The sequence below is a fragment of the Streptococcus mitis genome (assembly GCF_001074635.1).
GTDB lineage: Bacteria > Bacillota > Bacilli > Lactobacillales > Streptococcaceae > Streptococcus > Streptococcus mitis_E.
The window spans coordinates 1-20,512 of the sequence record NZ_JUQO01000220.1 but is presented as its reverse complement, the minus strand read 5'-3'; the positions used below and the strand labels follow the sequence as shown (position 1 = coordinate 20,512).

General features: G+C 37.3%; 14 protein-coding genes. All 14 read right to left on the bottom strand.

Annotation, left to right across the window (positions count from 1 at the left end; translation table 11 throughout):
• Positions 1 to 3 precede the first annotated feature (3 nt).
• The gene (gene pnp / locus ADI58_RS09355; protein WP_049522397.1) at positions 4 to 2,217 is read right to left on the bottom strand and encodes a polyribonucleotide nucleotidyltransferase; all 2,214 of its coding nucleotides are present in this window, start codon (positions 2,215 to 2,217) and stop codon (positions 4 to 6) included.
• Between the two features lie 494 nt (positions 2,218 to 2,711).
• Positions 2,712 to 3,578 (bottom strand): methylenetetrahydrofolate reductase [NAD(P)H], encoded by an 867-nt coding sequence (gene metF, locus ADI58_RS09350; protein WP_000089956.1) that lies wholly within the window; start codon positions 3,576 to 3,578, stop codon positions 2,712 to 2,714.
• A 103-nt stretch (positions 3,579 to 3,681) separates the two neighbouring features.
• Positions 3,682 to 5,931: a 5-methyltetrahydropteroyltriglutamate--homocysteine S-methyltransferase gene (gene metE / locus ADI58_RS09345; protein ID WP_049522396.1), complete on the bottom strand. Its 2,250-nt coding sequence runs from the start codon at positions 5,929 to 5,931 to the stop codon at positions 3,682 to 3,684.
• A 244-nt stretch (positions 5,932 to 6,175) separates the two neighbouring features.
• The gene (locus ADI58_RS09340) at positions 6,176 to 6,538 is read right to left on the bottom strand and encodes a TIGR02328 family protein (protein ID WP_049522395.1); all 363 of its coding nucleotides are present in this window, start codon (positions 6,536 to 6,538) and stop codon (positions 6,176 to 6,178) included.
• Positions 6,522 to 6,926, bottom strand: a complete 405-nt coding sequence (locus ADI58_RS09335; protein WP_049522394.1) for a YbgA family protein — start codon at positions 6,924 to 6,926, stop codon at positions 6,522 to 6,524. Before ADI58_RS09335 ends, ADI58_RS09340 begins: the two co-directional genes overlap by 17 nt.
• 145 nt (positions 6,927 to 7,071) lie before the next feature.
• Positions 7,072 to 10,116, bottom strand: coding sequence for a type I restriction endonuclease subunit R (locus ADI58_RS09330; protein ID WP_049522393.1), 3,045 nt, complete (start codon positions 10,114 to 10,116; stop codon positions 7,072 to 7,074).
• A 61-nt stretch (positions 10,117 to 10,177) separates the two neighbouring features.
• A complete protein-coding gene (locus ADI58_RS10420; protein ID WP_065428660.1) occupies positions 10,178 to 11,905 on the bottom strand; it encodes a restriction endonuclease subunit S in 1,728 nt (575 codons plus the stop codon).
• An 11-nt stretch (positions 11,906 to 11,916) separates the two neighbouring features.
• The gene (locus tag ADI58_RS09320; protein WP_049522392.1) at positions 11,917 to 12,792 is read right to left on the bottom strand and encodes an Abi family protein; all 876 of its coding nucleotides are present in this window, start codon (positions 12,790 to 12,792) and stop codon (positions 11,917 to 11,919) included.
• Positions 12,793 to 12,938: 146 nt separating this feature from the next.
• On the bottom strand, positions 12,939 to 14,540 hold the full coding sequence (locus tag ADI58_RS09315; protein WP_049522391.1) for a type I restriction-modification system subunit M: 1,602 nt from the start codon (positions 14,538 to 14,540) through the stop codon (positions 12,939 to 12,941).
• Positions 14,541 to 14,577: 37 nt separating this feature from the next.
• Entirely contained in the window at positions 14,578 to 15,171 is a 594-nt protein-coding gene (locus ADI58_RS09310) for a hypothetical protein (RefSeq protein WP_049522390.1), read from the bottom strand.
• Positions 15,172 to 15,178: 7 nt separating this feature from the next.
• Positions 15,179 to 16,414 carry a restriction endonuclease subunit S gene (locus ADI58_RS09305; RefSeq protein WP_049522416.1) on the bottom strand — a complete coding sequence of 412 codons (1,236 nt, stop codon included), beginning with the start codon at positions 16,412 to 16,414 and terminating at the stop codon, positions 15,179 to 15,181.
• Positions 16,415 to 16,439: 25 nt separating this feature from the next.
• Positions 16,440 to 17,813: an SIR2 family protein gene (locus ADI58_RS09300; RefSeq protein ID WP_239683538.1), complete on the bottom strand. Its 1,374-nt coding sequence runs from the start codon at positions 17,811 to 17,813 to the stop codon at positions 16,440 to 16,442.
• Positions 17,797 to 19,659 (bottom strand): ATP-binding protein, encoded by a 1,863-nt coding sequence (locus ADI58_RS09295; protein WP_049522389.1) that lies wholly within the window; start codon positions 19,657 to 19,659, stop codon positions 17,797 to 17,799. The genes ADI58_RS09300 and ADI58_RS09295 overlap by 17 nt, the downstream gene beginning before the upstream one ends.
• On the bottom strand, positions 19,659 to 20,512 hold an 854-nt coding region (locus tag ADI58_RS09290; protein ID WP_049522388.1), incomplete at its 5' end, for an SIR2 family protein. The genes ADI58_RS09290 and ADI58_RS09295, both read right to left, overlap by 1 nt.

Sequence of the window (20,512 nt, the reverse complement as noted above, 5' to 3'; positions counted from 1 at the left end):
TTCTTATTCTGAATCTTTTTGTGTTTCTGTAAATTCTTTCTTAGGTTTGTGATCCTTGTGATGACGTGGGCGGTGAGGACGCTCTGATTTTTCACCTTTTTCATCACGTTCAGGTTTTGGAGGACGAGGAAGAAGGGCTTTCATAGAAGCATCCACACGTCCTTTTTCATCAATCTTGATAACCTTAACATCAACTTCATCCCCGATTGCTACCAAGTCTTCGACATTATTGGTACGCGTCCAAGCCATTTCAGAAATGTGAACGAGGGCATCTGTCTTGTCAAAGAGGTTGACAAAGGCACCAAATTTCTCGATACGAACGACTTTAGCACGGTAAACTTCATCCACTTTGGCTTCACGGACCAAACCAGCAATAATTTCTTTGGCACGGTTAATGGCATCTTGGTCGCTAGAATAGATAGACACATTTCCTTCTTCGTCAATATCAATCTTAACGCCTGTTTCAGCGATAATCTTATCGATGGTTTCTCCACCCTTACCGATGACAATCTTAATTTTGTCCACATCAATCTTGATGGTATCAATTTTCGGAGCAGTTGGAGCCAATTCTGGACGAACTTCTGGAATGGTTGCTTCAATCACATCAAGGATTTCAAAACGAGCTTTCTTGGCTTGGGCAAGGGCTTCCGTCAAGATTTCTGCAGTGATCCCTTGAATCTTGATATCCATTTGAAGGGCTGTAATCCCGTCACGAGTACCTGCAACCTTAAAGTCCATATCTCCAAAGTGGTCTTCCAAACCTTGGATATCTGTCAAGACTGTATAGTTGTTTCCATCTGAGATGAGACCCATGGCAATCCCTGCTACTGGTGCCTTGATTGGCACACCACCAGCCATAAGGGCAAGAGTTCCCGCACAGATAGAAGCCTGAGATGAAGAACCATTTGATTCCAAGACCTCAGCTACCAGACGGATAGCATATGGGAATTCTTCCAAACTTGGCAAGACTTGAGCAAGGGCACGCTCACCAAGAGCACCGTGACCGATTTCACGACGACCTGGCGCACCGTAACGACCAGTTTCCCCTACAGAGTATTGTGGGAAGTTATAGTGGTGCATAAAGCGTTTCTTGTACTCTGGATCCAAACCATCAATGATTTGAGTTTCACCCATCGGAGCCAAGGTCAAGACTGAAAGGGCCTGAGTTTGCCCACGAGTGAAAAGACCTGAACCGTGCACACGAGGAAGGAAGTCAACAACCGCATCCAAAGGACGGATTTCATCGACCTTACGACCATCAGGACGTACCTTATCTTCTGTGATCAAACGGCGCACTTCAGCGTGTTCCATTTGTTCCAAGATTTCAGCCACATCACGCATGATACGGTCAAATTCTTCATGGTCTGCATATTTTTCTTCGTAAACGGCTGTGACTTGATCTTTAACTGCTTGAGTTGCAGCTTCACGAGCCAATTTCTCTTCTACTTGAACCGCTTTTTGGAGGTCGCTGTTGTAGGCTGCAATGATTTCAGCCTGCAATTCAGCGTCCACATGAAGCAATTCTACTTCTGCTTTTTCTTTCCCGACAGCAGCAACGATTTCTTCTTGGAAGGCAATCAATTCTTTGACTGCTTCGTGCCCTTTGAGAAGAGCTTCCAACATGATTTCTTCTGACAATTCTTTAGCACCAGACTCTACCATGTTGATGGCGTGTTTGGTACCAGCTACTGTCAATTCAAGGAGAGATTGCTCTGCTTGTTCTTGCGTAGGGTTGATGATGATTTGACCATCTACATAGCCCACCTGTACCCCAGCGATTGGACCGTCAAATGGAATATCTGAGATAGAAAGCGCCAAGGATGAACCAAACATAGCAGCCATTGGTGCAGAGGAATTTTCATCATAAGAAAGCACTGTGTTAATCACTTGCACTTCATTACGGAAACCTTCCGCAAACATAGGACGGATTGGACGGTCAATCAAACGCGCTGTCAAGGTCGCATCCGTTGAAGGGCGTCCTTCACGTTTCATAAAGCCACCAGGAAATTTCCCAGCCGCATACATTTTTTCTTCGTAGTTGACTTGAAGAGGGAAGAAATCCCCAGTTGCCATTTTCTTAGACATAACGACAGCAGTCAAGACAGTTGACTCACCGTAACGTACGACAACAGAGCCATTTGCTTGCTTAGCAACCTGACCAGTCTCTACAATTAACTCACGACCCGCAAAAGTCGTTTGAAACACTTGTTTTGTCATTTTAATCCCCTTTGGATTGATGAAATTATACGCCTTGCCTACAAAGATCAAGATACCAAGGACGTCAAAAGCAAAGTAAAAATAGGAAACTGACGAAGTCTTCGATGAAGACAAAACAGTTTATCTTTTTTACACAGCTTTTCGGCCGGGTTCAATTACACAAGATACAAATCATTAGAAAGGTTTGATGCTAAAGCATCTAATCCTTTCACGCTAATCGCTATCAGGCAATTAGCTAAATGCTTTACTAACTCTCTCGTCAAATAACATCGATTTGACTCGTTCGTGTCGCTCTTTCCTACCGTTAGTCATCAGAAAGATTTGATGCTAAAGTATCTAAACCTTTCAGTTAGAATGCATTCTATTTTTTAATACCCTCATCTTTGTATCAAGTACGTACAGAGTCTATTTTATCATATTTTTCTTAAAAAGTGCGGTCTTTACCATTAAAAAGGAACCATTCCCCTCACCTGAGAAGAATGGTTTACTTTTTATTATCCTAGAGACTGATGATTAAACAAGGCATGGGTTGCTTGGTGGATATATTTTGCTGTTTCTGCATTGTTCATAGTGTAGAGATGTACACCGGCCACATCCTGAGTTACCAAGTCCACAATTTGGTCCACTGCATAGGCAAGTCCTGCTGCTCTGAGCGACTCAGGGTCATGCTCATACTTGTCTAAGATGGCTTTAAATTTGCGTGGAAGATGGATATTCTCACAAGTCTTCAAGAGGCGGAGAGCCTGATTTCGATTCAGAATTGGCATAATCCCTGCATGAATGGGTACATCAATCCCAGCCAAGATGCACTTGTCTTGGAAATCATAGAAGCGCTCATTGTCAAAGAAAAGCTGAGTTACAAGACTCGAACAGCCTGCATCCACTTTCTTCTTAAGATTTTGAATATCTGAAATCTGATTTGGTGAATCTGGATGGCCTTCTGGATAACAAGCACCAACAATATCAAAGTGAGGAGCTTGTTCCTTGATGAACTCAATCAAGTCAGTTGCGTAGCGGAAATCCTTTTGTGGTTCCACATCTGGAATAATATCCCCACGAAGAGCCAAGATTTTCTGTACCCCAACCTTGTCCAAGTCCGCAATGGTTTCAGCAACCTTGTCCTTAGTCAAATAGATGGCTGGCAAGTGAGCAATAGTCGGAATCGCCAAGTCATTTTGGATAAAGTCAGCCAAACGAACCGTCGTTTCCTTGATATTAAATTTATTATTGCTGGCAGTTACACTGATAAAGTGGGGAGCCAACTCCTGCATATCTTGAAGAGCAGAAATAATTTTATCATTACCCACGGCTGGGTTTGGAGGGAACACTTCAAATGAGAGTGACGGTGTTTGGCGTGACATAGTCCTTATCCTTTTCTAGTTGATTTTTTTCGTTAGCTGGATTCCTAGAATCCAAGTGAAACAGGCAGATTGACCAAACAGCGCTTCTAGAGAAATCCTTATCTTACAATTTCTCACGCGCAGCTTTAGCTGCTTCAACAAGGCGGATCAAGCTTTCTTTTGTTTCTGGAATACCACGTGTTTTCAAACCACAGTCAGGGTTGATCCAAACTTTCTTGCTTGGCACTTTGGCAAGAATGGCTTCGATTGTGTTGTCGATTTCGCCTTCATTTGGCACACGAGGTGAGTGGATATCGTAAACCCCAGGTCCCACTTCTGTTTGGAAGTTTTTCGCTTTGAGTTCGTCCAAGATTTCAAGGTTTGAACGGCTAGCTTCAAAGGAAATAACATCTGCATCCATGTTGTCGATAGCTGGGATGATATCTGTAAATTCTGAGTAACACATGTGAGTGTGGATTTGAGTATCTGGCGCTACTGTTGAGTGTACCAAGCGGAAGGCAGGAATTGCCCAGTCAAGGTAGTCTTCGTACCAGTCGCTACGACGGAGCGGCAATTTCTCACGAAGAGCTGCCTCGTCGATTTGGATGATCTTCACGCCAGCAGCTTCAAGGTCAAGAACTTCATCCTTGATAGCAAGAGCGATTTGAAGAGTAGAATCCTTGATAGAGATGTCTTCACGTGGGAATGACCAGTTGAGGATGGTAACAGGTCCAGTCAACATACCTTTAACAGGTTTGTTTGTACGGCTTTGTGCATAGCTAGACCATTTAACAGTGATAGGGTTGAGACGAGTGACATCACCCCAGATGATTGGTGGTTTCACCCCACGCATACCGTATGATTGTACCCAACCATTTTTAGAGAAGAGGTAACCTGACAAGTTTTGGCCGAAGTACTCAACCATGTCATTACGCTCAAATTCACCGTGAACAAGGACATCAAAGTCGATATCTTCTTGCCATTTGATCCATTCATCGATCGTTTCAGCAAGGAAAGCATCGTACTCTTCTTGAGACAATTCACCTTTACGGTAAGCCAAACGTTTGGCACGAACTTCTTTAGTTTGAGGGAATGAACCGATAGTTGTTGTTGGAAGAGCTGGAAGTTTGAAAGCTTCTTCTTGGATAGCTTCACGTTCTGCAAAGGCTGGCAAACGAGTGTAGTCTGCGTCTGTCAAGCCAGCGATACGCGCACGAAGTTCTGCATTTTCACCCACACGTTCAGTCGCAAAGAGTTCTTTGTTAGCAGCAAGAGCTTGTTCACCTTGACCATTGCGGATAGCATCCAAATCACGAATCTCATCCAATTTTTCAACTGCAAAGGCAAAGTGGTTCAAGATTGCTGGTTCAAATTCTTCATTAGCTGTTGTAAATGGCACATGAAGAAGTGAGCATGAGCTTGTCAAGACAATGTTTTCAGCTGGGATTTGTTCAAGAACAGCCAAGCTCTTTTCGTAGTTGTTACGCCAGATGTTTTTACCATTGACAATACCTGCGTAGAGAGTCTTGTCAGCTGGGAAGCCACCTTTAACCAATTCAAGAGTTTTCTTACCTTCAACGAAGTCAAGACCGATAGCATCTACTGGCAATTTCACAAGGTCAGCGTAAACGTCACGAACGTCACCGAAGTAAGTTTGAAGCAATACTTCAAGACCTTTTTTGTCAGCCAAAAGTTTATTGTAAAGGTTCAAGAAGAGAGCTTTTTCTTCAGCTGTCAAATCTTTGACAAGAGCCGCTTCATCCAATTGGATGCGAGTCGCACCAAGTTCTGCCAATTTAGCAAAAACTTCTTGGTAAGCAGCCACTAAGCTGTCTACGAAGTCTTCTGCTTTCACACCTTCTTCAAAGTCTGACAATTGAAGGAAAGTGAATGGACCTACAAGAACTGGGCGAGTGTTCAATCCAAGTTCTTTTGCTTCTTGGAACTCATCAAAGATTTTGTGACCTGCAAGTTTGACTTGAGTGTCTTTTTCAAATTTAGGAACGATGTAGTGGTAGTTGGTGTTGAACCATTTCTTCATTGGAAGGGCGCGAACATCCCCTTTTTCTCCTTGGTAACCACGTCCCAAAGCGAAGTAGCGCTCAAGGTCAGACAAGTCCAAGTTTTGAACTGAAGCAGGTACCACGTTGAAAAGGAAAGCTGCATCTAGGAAGTTGTCATAGTGAGAAAAGTCATTTGATGGAATTTCAGTGATGCCTTTTTCTTTGACAATGTTCCAGTGTTTAGCACGCAAGTCTTTTGCGGCTGCAAGGAGTTCTTCTTCTGATATTTCTTTTCTAAAGTATTTTTCAGTTGTAAATTTTAATTCGCGGAATTCGCCCAAACGAGGGAAACCGATGATTGTAGTTGACATGATGTGTCCTCCAAAATTTGTTGTTGAAACTATCTTAACAGAAAAGGAAGCGTCTGTATAATTGTAAAAAATTAGGCTTTGATATAGTTTGAAACTATATCTCCGTTTTAGACAACAGAAAAAGACCTGAGATAAATGCCTCAAATCCTTTGTGTAGCTTGTTTTATAGCTTTATTTCAGTTAGACGGTTCAAACGCGTTATTAGTAATTCTTATAAGTGACTATGACTTGTTATTAGAAAAGACTATAGGTTGATTCCCTTCTCTCGGAGATTGTCCAGACACTCCTCATAGTAGGCAGCATCGTGCTCCTTGTAAATAGGGCTCGTCAAAGTCTCCTCAGGTAAATCCTCATAAGAAGGACAAATCTTACCACGATAGTTTTTACCCAACCACTCTGGACTGACCTTATAGCCTCGGTTAGCCATCTCCTCCATGATCAAGCGATGATAGGCATAGAGACGATAGGGCGAGTGGGTAAAGACATAGTCCACCGTCGCATGCTTTCTGCCCCAACCGTTGCCACGCAGAGCACAACACTCTCGATGCTGCCCCAAGAGTTGAGGACGGGGAAGTTGTGAAATCAAAGCCTCATGCCAAAGTCTCATCGGAGTCTCCTTTCAGCAAGGTAGAATGTTGCAAGTAAACATTTGGGTAAAGTTCAAGCAGGTCTCGGGTTTTCGCAATCACATCTTCCTTAGAAGCCTGACCATAGCGGTAGCGATCCAGCAAGATCATATAGTCCTCACGCTCAGCATCTGTCGCTTTCTTTTTAAAATAGCCCCAAATATGCTGAAAGGCATTGCAAACCTGACCCCTGTGTTCTGGGATTTGACAGGCACGGTCAATCATCTCCTGTACCTGACTCACCTCCACCTCTTCATTCTTGAGATACTGACGAATCTCATTGTAAATATTGCTAGAATGACTCAAAATCAGGTATTTGTTTCTAGCCCAGAGTTGTTGGCACCGGGATTTTTGATTAGTTTGTTCCATTTTTCTCCTTGCTTTTTATCAGTTTCCAGGAAATATGGAAACAAAGTTGTATCTTAAAAATGAGCGAATTATGAGCGGAATATGAGCGAATCAAGAGTATTTTTTATAGTTCCTGATTTTTCTAATAAACCTTGTTTGACAATACTTAAATACCTGAATAAGTCTCTACTAACAACTGAATCTTACGTAAAACTTCTTGCTTTTTCCGTTCACGCGCTCCCTGTCTACGAGAAGTTGGTGGAATAATCGAATCCAAATCAGTCCCACTGTTTTCAGCATAACCTCGTTGAATTGATTTGTCTATGAATAATTGGTAATCAGCTACAAGTTTCTCAGACTCAGCTAGGTCATGGATTGCGATTTTCTTGCGCCCCTTGCCATATTCGTAGAAAGCATTGATAATCCCATCATGGTCTTTCAATTTTTGCAAATCAGTGTCATTGATAAAGCCGATAACCAACTCTTCTTTGGCACGAATATCGATACTAGAACGAATTACACGACTAACTTCTGCTTTCATTGCTTCTTTGGACTCAGAATTCTTCGATTTTTCAACAATCAATGCCAAGATATAGTCTAGGTTAATCTCATCTGTTTTTAAGAGTTCAATTTCAAATTCAACATCTGAAAGATCAACATTCAAATCCTTGGTCTTTTCATAATTTTTAAGGTTCAAAAATTCATCTCGAATTTCCACATAAGTGCTTCTTAAATCCTGAAGATAACCTTCTGAAATAGGTTTGTCTATCTCTTGGAATTCGTCATAATTTCGAAGAACATTATCAAGCTTCAACAACTCACCAAATAACTTAACAAACTCCTTCTTATCATGCTCTGTTTCAATTTCTTGCGGATTCGGGAATCTTTCCAGGATTTCCTGACAAACCGTAGTATATCCTTTGACCTCGATACCTGTTACTTGGTCAACGAAACCATCCATATATTCACTAAAGCTTTTTTCTAAGATGATTTCAAGCTTATTGGTGTCTCCAAAAGTCTTAATAGCTTCTTGCGTAGCCTTTTCTAAATCACGGAAACAAACAATATTCCCAAAAGGTTTAACCTTGTTAAAAATTCGATTGGTTCTCGAGAAGGCTTGAATCAAACCATGATAACGTAGATTTTTATCGACAAAGAGTGTATTCATAGTTGGGGCATCAAATCCAGTTAAGAACATACCGACCACAATCAGCAAATCCACTTCCTTGGATTTAACTCGTTTGGAAAGGTCACGATAGTAATTTTGAAACTCCTTCCCATCAGCTGAGAAGTTGGTCTTAAACATGTGATTATAATCATCAATCGCTCTAGAAAGAAACTCTTTAGAAGATAGAGGCATGGATGTATCTTGAGGTTCTAGCTCTTCATCTTGAATTTCTCCATAAGCTGACTGTTCTTCGTTAGGTGCAAAGCTAAAGATAGTCGCAACTTTCAAACGCTTAGCCTCTGGTAAAGCTGCTTGCTGTCGTTGGAGTTCTTCATAGTATAATTTTGCTGCTTCAATACTTTGTACAGCCAGCATGGCATTAAATCCAGACAATTGTTTTTGTTTATGAGTATAGTGTTGATTTCGGTGTGTTTTTGTATTATACACGCGAAGTAAGTATTCTGTGATGGTTGCTATCCGTTCTGGATGTAGAAGTAGCTCCTTCTCCATCTTTTTGAATTTCTTCTCATCAATCTCTCGGCCAACTGCTTTTTCAGCTTCTCTATACTTATTGATTTCAGGCTTGATATAGTTGTAATCAACCTTAAACTTCAAGACTTTTTTATCCCGAATAGCATCCGTAATAACGTAATTATGAAGCTGTTCTCCAAAAACTTCTTGCGTTGTTTCACCCGTCAAGCTATTTTCTGGGAAAATTGGTGTCCCTGTAAATCCAAATAAGGCATACTGTTTAAAGGCCTTCTTAATACGCTTTTGCGCCTTCCCAAACTGAGAACGATGACACTCGTCAAAAATCAAGACACATTTCTTAGCATAGACTTCATGATTAGGATTCGCAGTGATAAACTTATTTAACTTTTGAATAGTTGTGACAACGATTCGATCATCATTTTCTTCGATACTGAGTTGTAGTTCTTTTGTATTGTTACTACCATTGACTGAATTTGGTTGGAATTTTTGATATTCCTTCATAGTTTGATAGTCTAAGTCTTTTCTATCTACAACGAATATCACTTTATCAATGTAGTCCAACTCTGTCGCTAAGCGCGCAGTCTTAAAGCTGGTCAAGGTTTTCCCTGACCCTGTCGTATGCCAGATATAACCACAAGCATTGATGGTTCCAAAATTCTTCATTTCATTGGAAGAATGAATCTTGCGCAAGATACTTTCAGTTGCTGCTATCTGATAAGGACGCATGATGAGCAAGGTATTATCCACATCAAAAACACAATACTTGGTCAAAACTTCCAAGAGGACACGCTTGCTTAAGAAAGTAACAGTAAAATCTTCCAATTCGTGAATAGTCTTATTCTTACGGTCTGCCCACTCACAGGTAAACTCATAGTGATTTTTATTCTGAGCTGTTGTATTTGCAAAGTAGCGTGTATAAGTGCCATTCGAAATCACAAAAATCTGAACATACTTATACAAAGAATTTTCGCTGTTAAAGCTTTCCTTACTATAACGGTGAACCTGATTAAAGGCTTCTTGTAAACTAACTCCACGCTTCTTCAATTCAATCTGAACTAGCGGAAGACCATTGACTAAAATGGTCACATCATAACGGTTGGTATGACTCCCCACTTGAGTCACTTGGTTGATGACCTGCATACTGTTGTTGTGAATGTTTTTCTTGTCAAGGATGAAAATATTTTTAATCCGTCCATCATCAAAAACAAAGTCATAGATATGATTTTCTTGGATTTTTCTTGTTTTTTCAACTAATCCTTCATTGGGACAGTCTAAATACTCGACTACAAAACGTTGCCATTCATCATCCGTAAACGTAACCTTATTAAGCTTTTCAATTTGGACCTTTGCATTCTCTAAAAGCTCCTCAGGTGTATGGATATCCAATCGTTCATAATTGAGATCATTGACTAAATCCATAAGCAATTGTCTTTCCAAATCTGCCTCAGACTGAAATTCTCTATCTGTGCGATACTCTGGTTGATACTCAGCCAAGAGAATCCCTTCATTTGTTTCCGCAATTACTTCATGTACTTTTGAATAATCAACCATAGTATGCTTCCTTTTATTGTATTAATTGAGATTCTTTTTCGAAATGATTCAAGAATTTATCTTATCTAGTGAAGTTTAATAATTGTTCTCTCCAGTATTCATACTGTTTCTGTCTTAGTTCGATTTCTTTTGGAAGGCCCTCAGAAAGAGAGTTGGTTAAAGTGTTAAAATTATCAAGAATGGAGACGATTCTTTCTTGTTCTGTAATGGAAGGTAAGTAAAAAGTAATTTTATCAATAGCATCCTTCGACAATCTAGGAATACTAGCCTTTCGAACCTGTGATTTAAGTCTATCTTGCTTACTTAAAAAGACATAGTATATAAATTTATCAGAAATATTATCTGACGTCTCTAACGTGTAGACATCATCTGCTGCCCAAAAATCCACAGTGCTATACCCAATTTCACCAGCCGCCCCTGCACAAATTACAAAGCTAGTATTTTTCACTCTGTTTGATTCGGTATAATATCCTAAGGGGGCCAAACTATTTTGATAAACTGGAACACTTCCTGAAGTAGTTAGTTGCTTTCTAACAAGTCGTTTCCCACGTTGCAAATTGACAACTTGTCCCACCTTCACTCGAATTGGCCCAAATATCCACTGTAAAAGCTTGATAATAGCGGAGTTGTCCCACTCCTCTACTCTACTCTCAGTGTACTCGCCTTCGGCGACGAATGTCAAGAGTTTTTCTCTAAAATATTCATACTGTTTTTGTCGAAGTTCAATCTCTTTGGGGAGTCCGATGTTTAGGTCATTACAAACCTTGTCAAAGTTGTCCAGAACTTGAACAATACGAGACTGGATTTCGAGAGAAGGGACTGGGATTTTGAATTTTTCAGTATCATTACTAGAAATTTGTGGCATCTGCATATTGTTAGCAATATTTTGAAAATGTCCTTTATTATAAACTAAATAGTGATAAACATATCTTAAATTGATACTTTCATTATTTGAGCTGTATGACCAGAATTCATTTTTAAAACTAAATGGTTTTTTACAATATTCAAAGTCAATAATCCCGCGAGATTTTACAATAATTGCTTCTTCAGTATGAATATCTTTATCAGGAATATCTCCATAGTTCACATCAGCGTAAGTCTTTCCTCCTGCAAAAATACGGATTGGTGCACCATCTTTGTGAAGTAATTTCATCTGACTAGCTGTAATTTTAGTTCCTTTTCCTTTTTTAAGACATTCGTTTAATTTCTTCCACTCAACCTGATAAACTTCATCCTCAAAAGATAACAATTTATCTCGATAATAAGAATATTGCTTTTTACGTGAGGTCAATTCTGAGGTCAATTCTGAGGTCAATTCTGTAACATAATCAGTTAATTTGTCAAGTATTTGTACGATTTTCTCTTGAATTTCTAGAGGAGGGAGGGGAATGAAAATTCTTGAAACATCCTTAGGATATACGTGTGGTACTCCTGATCCTTTTTTCAAACTAAAAAGTATTCCTTGTATTTCTAGCAAATAATAATATAAGAACTTTGAGCTTAAAATTCTATCAAATGGTTTAATAGAAAAAGCATCTGATACAAATATCGGTTCATTCCAATACATCACAAAACCTGCATATGCACCACTACCTGCAACAGTTATTGTTTCACCTTCTCTGTTAAAGTCCCCATGTAAGTATGCAGGTTTCTGACCTCCAGAAATAACTGGATAAGGTCCATCAGTAGCTGTTTTAGAGGTAATTGCTTTTCCACGTTTTAAAAACGCCACTTCCCCCAGCTCTTTCCACTCAACAGGACAGTTTCGGATTTCTTCTAGAATGTTCATATCATACTCCCTCATTTCTTTAGTACTTCTTCCCACTCCTCCACAAATCCAATATGATGCAGATGAATTACTGCTTGATAACGTTTAATGAGTGCTGACAATTCACCTAGAAATCCTTCATTCCATTTTTTCTTATCAGGATAGAGGCTTTTAACTGCATAAAGTTGTGCCATTAGTCTATTTTTCAATTTACTATTTTCGTTCATGAATGTAGGGAGTTGACCAGGTATCTTTGTGAAGCTTGTATAATATAATCGATTATAATGGGCACAGTAATTTCTTAAAACCACTGCAACTTCTAAATAGGTTCTAACTTGAGTAGACTTTATACCAACATTTTTAGCAATATCTTGCTGGATATCTATCGGAGAATCTGCAAAAAATTTCGAAGTCATTCCAAAAGTAAAAAATTCTACTAAAACCCAAATAGGAAATTCTCCATCATATTTTCGCTGGTGATGCTTATAAATCGGGCTTTTCTTCCTATGCTCCAACTCCTTTTCAATATTTCCTAAAAATTCATTATGTTTATGAAATTTATTAAAAGCAGTCGTTTCTTTATAAGCTAAAGCTCCGTATTTATTTCCATGATGATAGGCGACTTGAGTCCTAAAATACAACTCAATGTCCTCTAAATATTTAAAAATAAGCAAACGTAACTCTGCATCAAAACAAGCAATTCCATAAATTTTCTCCAAAGAAACCTTGCTGGAATCATACTTCTGCGTCTCTTTATCACGAAAAGGTAAAAAATAAGCAGTTAGCCGATAATAATTAACCTTTTGTAAAATATCAATCGCATACTCATTTGATTTGATATCTTTACATCCGTGCTCAATTAATTTGGCCACCTGCTCATCCCAAGTTTTAAATTCTTTAATTTTCATAGCAACTTCCGTATAAAAAAATGTCCGCCTTGTCACATCAAAGAGAGGTGGGCGGTCCTATTAATTCTATTATACCGTTTTTAACAGATAATTCAAGGATTTTTTACTTTTTCAATTATTTTTAAAATTTGGGTGAATTATCCCCATCACCCTTCAAACTCTTTCAAAAACTCTTTAAGTTCGGCATCGGCTTCTGGTGTGGTTCCGTGTAGTTGACCGAGCATTTCGAGTAGGGAAGCGGTTTGGTTTTGGATTTCTTGATTTGTCATGTTAATCTTGCTGACGATATCTGTCAGTGGTTCGACTTCTTCTTCCTCAAAGGTATCAACATAGCGAGGGATATTGAGATTATAATCATTTTCGACAATTTCTTCATAGCTTGCTAGATGGGCAAACTTGTCAATCTCCTCACGTGACTTGTAGGCTTCCAGAATCTTTTCGATATGAGCATTCGTCATGATATTCTGATTTTTGCCCTTATCAAACTCCTTAGAAGCATCGATAAAGTAAACATCACGATTGGTACGGTTCTTTTTGAGAATGATAACCGTGGTCGGAATGCTGGTATTAAAGAAGATATTAGCTGGTAGACCGATAACCGTGTCAATGGCACCTTCTTCTAACAAGGCCTTACGAATGGTTCCCTCCGCATTGCCACGGAAAAGAACACCGTGAGGAAGGACGATAGCCATAACCCCATTATCCTGCTTGAGGTGGTAGTAACCATGCAAGAGAAAGGCAAAATCAGCCTTGGACTGGGGCGCTAGTTTCCCAAATGGAGAGAAACGAGGATCAGCCATAAAGCCAGAGCTTGCTGACCATTTGGCAGAGTATGGTGGGTTCATGAGAACACCGTCAAAGTTGGTCGGCTCTTGAGTCGGCCAGTCTTCATCCAGTGTATCGGCATTGTGGAGAAATTGATTTTCAACAGGAACACCGTGTAGGATCATGTTCATCCGAGCTAAGTTATAGGTTGAGGTATTGAGCTCCTGACCAAAATAGACGACGGTTTGCGGTTTATGAGAATATTTCTTGGCGTTAAGCAAGAGAGAGCCAGACCCCATGGTCGCATCATAAATGGTAAAGCCTAGCTGATCCTCACGACCCAAAAAGGCAATCTGAGTCATGAGTTTGGCAACAGGTTGAGGTGTATAGAACTCACCAGCCTTCTTACCCGAGTCAGTCGCAAACTGACCAATCAGATACTCATAAGCATCTCCCAGCATATCACCAGCATGACCAGCCACATCTAACACAGCCAACTCCTTCATGACCGCCGCCACCGTTTGGTTTTGCTTTTGCGGAGTCGCCCCTAGCTTTTTGGAATAGAGGTCAATATCTTCAAAGAGGTTTTCATAGAGTTCATCACTCTGCTCAATATCTCGAAAACCCTGAGCCAAATCTTCCAACTGGAAAGTTCCCTCATTGACACGTGCTACCAGAGCCGTAAAAGTCAAGTCAGGCTTGATACTATAGTTTAGCTCGTCCTTCATGACTGCAAGAAGATCCTCGTGGGTGGTCGCATCCTCATAGTAGTTGCGATAAACCTCAAGGGCAGTCTCTAGACTCTCACTCCCCTCCTCCATAGTCTCCGCCACGAAAAAGAGCATCTTATCTGACAGGTACTTATAAAAGACCATACCCAAAAGGTAGGACTTGTAGTCATTAGCATCCATCTTAGAGCGGAGAACATCCGCTGAATTCCACAGGGCTTGGTAGAGCGACTGGGACGTTTGTGTTGTTTCCATAATGTTTCTTTCTAAGTTTTTTCAAAGGAGATTGATGTTAGTTTATAGCTCTCCAATCATCATCGGTCTTGTTCTTGGATATAATCCATGGTTCACTAATCTCAAAAATTTTAAACTCATGGTATTTATCTTTAGAATCAAAATATGATATTCTAACCTCATCAAAATCACTATTAAATTCTTTTTGAGAAATAGCAAAATATAGATCAAATCTTTTTATTTCATAAGCATCAATTAGAAATGAATACGCTCCATTCTCACCATAAAAGAATTTCTCATTTGCTTTTTCAGAAAAAGTAACTTGTCTCATCTTTCTAACCTGTTCGCCTCTATTGTACAGAACAAGATTCATATTTCTAATAATTTGCTTTCTAGACTTTGTATTATGAAGCTCAATTGACAAAGGAACTCCAAAGACCATTCCATTTACTGAATTATCAAATCCCCAAACTCTGCTTATTAGTTTATGGGAAGTCGACTTAATATAAATCTTAACTTTTCCTCTATTAGATAAACTAGTTGAAACGATTACTTGCAATAGAAATCCTATAAAAGAACCTATGAGCGAAAATAGAGCAGAATAAACTAACAAAGTAAACTCAAAGTGCTGAAATAAATCATTCAAATTCATTTCCTCCTTAAATAAACATATCTTGCAAGAGCTTCTTTTTGAGTGTTCCTAATTGAGAAATTTTTTCTTGATGAGAATTGATGAGGTTATCGAGGTTTGAGAAGTAGGCACCGATAGCTTGTTGTTCTTCAATACTTGGAATATTTAATTCCAATCTAGAAATTATCATTTTATTTAAACCACCACGTGTTCCATCACCTGACGAAATTAAACGTAGCTCATCATATCGTCTTCCTAAATCTGTATATAAGAATAAAAAATCAATATTGCTATTTGTTTCAATCGCTGCAATTGATTGATTTGTGGTTAGTGGTATCTTATTAATTGCTACTCTACCTCTAGTTTGCCCCTGACCTGCTAATGCAATTAAAACTGAATTCTGCTTAACCCATTTTGCACTAGAATTTTCTAGTCCAATGCAAGATATCATTTCTTCAGTTTCATTTAAAATCTTCTTATTAATTTCTCCTGAGGACATCCACGGAATCTCTTTTGGATTCCAAAATTCCTTTACACCAGTTCTAGGTGTTCCACCAGTTATAATTCTACAATTGTCTCCTAATTTAACAATTTCCCACTCACCTTCAAATCCATCCAGACGAATCTCAGGAACTCTCTGTCCAGCTTTGGGAAACATCTTGGAGAGCATGGTCGTCTTAAGAGATTGGTAGTTTGTGAGATTATCCTTGTAGCTTGCAAGAAGGTCGTCGAGGGTGCGGAAAAGAGAGCCGATAGCAGTTTGTTCTTGAATATTAGGCACATTAACCTTTATCGTCGCTATATCACTAGCATTGTATGAAGGAAGGGCACCGATTTGTGCATACTTGGGCAAATATATCGTTTGAAATAATGTCAAACCAAAATCTTTATCCCATGATTTATTAAGAGAATAACTCATAGTATTATTGTCAATCAGAAAAGTTTTAGTAACTAACCGTTTTCTATTTAACATCAATGCAGCACCGACTTTGGCAAAGATGATAGCTGGGGTGTCTTTAACAACATTCCAGCTATTTTTCGCAATTTGCTCCTGTGTAACATAATTGTTTGCATTTCTCATCTCAGTTTCATTTCCAATATTATTCATATCAGAAACCTTAAAAAATGGAATTCCTTCTGTACCACCTTGTTGACTATCTGGAAAGCCTATACCTGATTTAAAACTTCCCAGCTGACCTAATTTGTAATTATCCCACTTGTTACTAAACTTTTCAAATCTTATTCTGGGATTACTCTGTTTCATCATTTAAATCTCCACTAAAATATATCTAACAATACCATGGCATACAATGAGGGATTCCCCCATTCTTATAGGGGATAACATTCTCTTTACAATAATGGTAAAGTTTTGGAATTCTATTATCATTTAAGTAGGATAATAATGTTTCTAAATCATCAAAATTTTTACCATTAAAATAAAATATAGGTGGTAATAAAGCATCTTCATTTTTTCCACGAGCAAACAATTCTAAGGCCAAAAAACCATCAGAATAGCCTATGTCATAGTAGGCTCGTAAATATTCATCTTCACTCATCCTTAGGTTAGATAAATATAAATAACTATGAATAACCTCATGAGTATAATTTGGAATTAATATTTTCCCTGATTTTTTATCTGCTATGCATCTTTGAAAAGCATGTATTAAACCATCTTGGTAGGCAATTGTCAATAATAGTTCAGGATACTCTTGCAAAATTTCATGAAACTTTTCATCATTCATCCAACTTAAATGTGCATTTATCAAAATTTCATTTGTATCTTCTGCAAAACGATATACCATACTGTCAATCAGAGTTCCTTGCTGAATAAGTTCATTTTTCAAAGACTTAACAAAAAATGTTCCATCAGTAATAATCGGGATTATATTTTTAGGGTGCTTCTCCAACCACTTTTCATCAATTGTCACTAAATAAAATTGATTTGCAAACTGTCCCAAATCATCTGAAAGAATTTCAATAATTTTATTCAAATCTTCGTCACCGAAAGAAAAACCTACAAATACTACTGTTTTTGTTGATAAGATAGTTTTTAACCTATCCCCAATAGGTTTTGTTGACAATTTTTTATAGCAATTTTCATAGTCATTCTCAGTTGCAATAATTGAACCTATATTTTTAATAGAACCATGAATTTTAAAAACCCTTTTATCAAATGTATCCCACAAAGCAACATCTTCATTATAAATAATTGGAAACATATCACAATTGTCTTCAAACAAAGTATCCCAATTAGTTGTTATTACAGTGCCAACCTGTGGAATTTTAGCAACTTCTTTGTGAAATTCTGAAGCAATACCATATAGTTCCGGAAAATTATCGATCATTTGAAATCTTCTATTTATCCTTTTAAATAGTTCTTTTCTACCATTTACGACATTTTCACAAAACAAACTCATCAACTTAGAAAAGGATAGATTATCATCTACTTCAATATGATTTTTATATTCCAACTCATCTTTTATATCCGTATAAAATGAAGTAGGCATAACTTTTTTTGACTCTGTACTTACACCTGCACCACAGAACAATACTAAATCTCCGTTAATTGTTGCTTGAATGACATCTTCAGGCAATGTAAAACCATTCTCATTGTCAGATTCTCTGCCCCCTTCAATAAGTTTTCCTTTAACTTTTACCATCATTTCTACTCCATAATTCTGTTAAAATAACATCATCACTATTCGGTCTAATTATTTCTTCTTTATCTACTTTCACAAATACTGGAACTTGAATAGCATTACCAGTAATTATAGCCTCTCCTTTACCTAAACTAGGAATTTTATTAAAGGAAGTTTTATCCAGCGTAGGCATAGTATTCACCAACATTCGTAAATCATTATCATTAACCAATCTATGGATGAAATAATTATGAACTTGTGAAAGAATAGTCGGTGAAATATCTGCCGGTCGTTGACTAGATAACGTTAAGTAGAAACCAAATTTTCGCCCTTCCTTAATGATTTCCTCAAAAATACTCAATCTGTAGTCCTGCCAAGTATCTCCTACAGAATGATTTTGAGCATTTAAAATATTATGTGCTTCATCAATAATTAAATGACTAGTACATGTAACATCGTCTCGATTTATATTCTCTTTCTGTTTATCATAAACCATTTTTGAAATAAGCATTGGGATTAGTCTGGTAATCTCCTGATTAGCATGTACGAGATTAATAATATTTAGACTGGAAAAATCTCCATCAATACTCTCTTTAACTTCAACAACTTTTTTCAAACTATTTAGAGCTGTATCAATTCTATGAAATAAAGGATTAATATGCTCAATGTTTGTTGATTTCCAAGCTGATTGATGTACTTTTTGAAAATCAAGATGAAACTTCAATTTGTCAATTTCTGGGAGTGCGTCAAATTTATTACATAAAGCTTCTTCAATTTCATTAATTCGTAGATAATGTATTTCGGAGTTTTCTATTGGAGTATTCGCATTAATTATATAGCAAGTATCACCGTTCCTCTTTGTAAAATAGGATTCACGTGCAGAATTGTAATACAAATTATTTTTTAAGACAGTAAATAAATCACTGTTAATGTATTTCTCTGCAATCGATGTCCAATTATCTTTAGAATCCAAACTCGCAGAATTCCCAGTAGTTAAAATCTTTTTCAATGTTCCCACAACAAATCTTGCAATACTAGTACCATCAAATTTATTCTCCTCCCATATTTTAAGCGCTTTTCTCAAAAATGGCACTTGTGTAGCTATTGTTGCTCCAAATAGGATTGACAAAATATCAGGATCAAATAAATAATCTGAAGTGATTGGAATTTTATTATTGGTTTGATTTCTAGTATCTATATCAAACACCTTCTTATTTTCTATGACATCAAAACTATTATCTTTTGTATATTCACCATTAAAATCAATAACATAGAATTTTGAAAGCTCTAAAATTTTTTCTCTATAGTCAGACCGAAATAATTCTAAAAATAACTTATGCAATGTATTTGATTTACCGCTACCAGTATTCCCAAAAACACCAATATGGGAGGCAAAAATCTTATTAATTGATAAAGGGATAACTTGACCTTCTAAGATTGATTTTCCAATAGAAATTGTCGGCTCAGACGTATTAATCCCATATATTAATTCTAAGTCTTTTTTTGAAGTAATACATACTTCATTACCAATCATAGGTACATATTGACTTGTTACTTGAAATTCACCTTTTTCAATAATACCTTTAGTCTTCAAATGAACAATTCGATTTATAGAATTCTTTGAAAATCGATTGTCAAATTCTGTACTTCGAATTGTATTTTGTTGATCAGCAACTTTTTCAGTAACAACAGAAGCGATAATTTTTACATTATTCTGCAAAATTGTCAGATATGCTCCGATTTTTGCACCTTGTAACACATCACCATACCATAGATATTCAGCATCATTAGATAAATGATACATTCCAACTTGAGAAATATCGCCATCAACACCTACGATTACACCTAATTTTTTCACAACTCGATTCATTATACTTCATCATCCTCAATGATAAATAACTTTGTCAGACTACTTATATCAAAATTCCCACTTGTACTCAAAATGTTCTTATTTTCGACTTCCAAATCAGATGGTAACACTATCTGAAGATTCCTAGGAATATTATCAAGAGATAAGTTCTTCTTAATAACATCAAAATCGCTATCAGCATAGCAAAATATATAAATCATTAACTCTGGATTCTTTAAGGATCTCCTTATCATCTTGGCAATATGATCATCTTGAAAAGAAAATCCTATAACAATTAACACTGATTGAGGTTTATCTAACTCGAGTTGGAATATTCTTAACATATCATGAAAATGATTGTTAAGATATGTTTCTTGTCCTTCAAGTCCAGTAGGTCTAACAACAACTGGGTGATTAACAGTACACGTTCTTATTAGAATCTGATTATTTTCGCCTCTTTCCCAATTCATAGATCCGTGAGGTTTAATTAAGGAAACTGAAGGAAGCTCATTTAAATAATTTTCATTTAATCCTCTATACGCCACACTTTTATTATAATTAGAACTATCTAACACTTTATAGAAATAACCATTGGAACCATCATTAAATATGAAGTTATCGTTTTTCATTAATAAATCCAAGGCTCTTTCAATAAACAAATCATAATTTGTTGTAAAAACATTAACACTCTTTGAAACCGTTCTGGAATTTGAAATGTAAAGCAATGTAATTACTTTTTCTAAGAACCTTACATATCGTTCTAATACAAAATCAATACTAATCTCAAAAGTGGTAAAATTCCTTAGTTTAGTAAAATATTTCGCAGAATACAAAATCTGTTTATCCATTTTTTCAACAAAATACTTAATTCTAT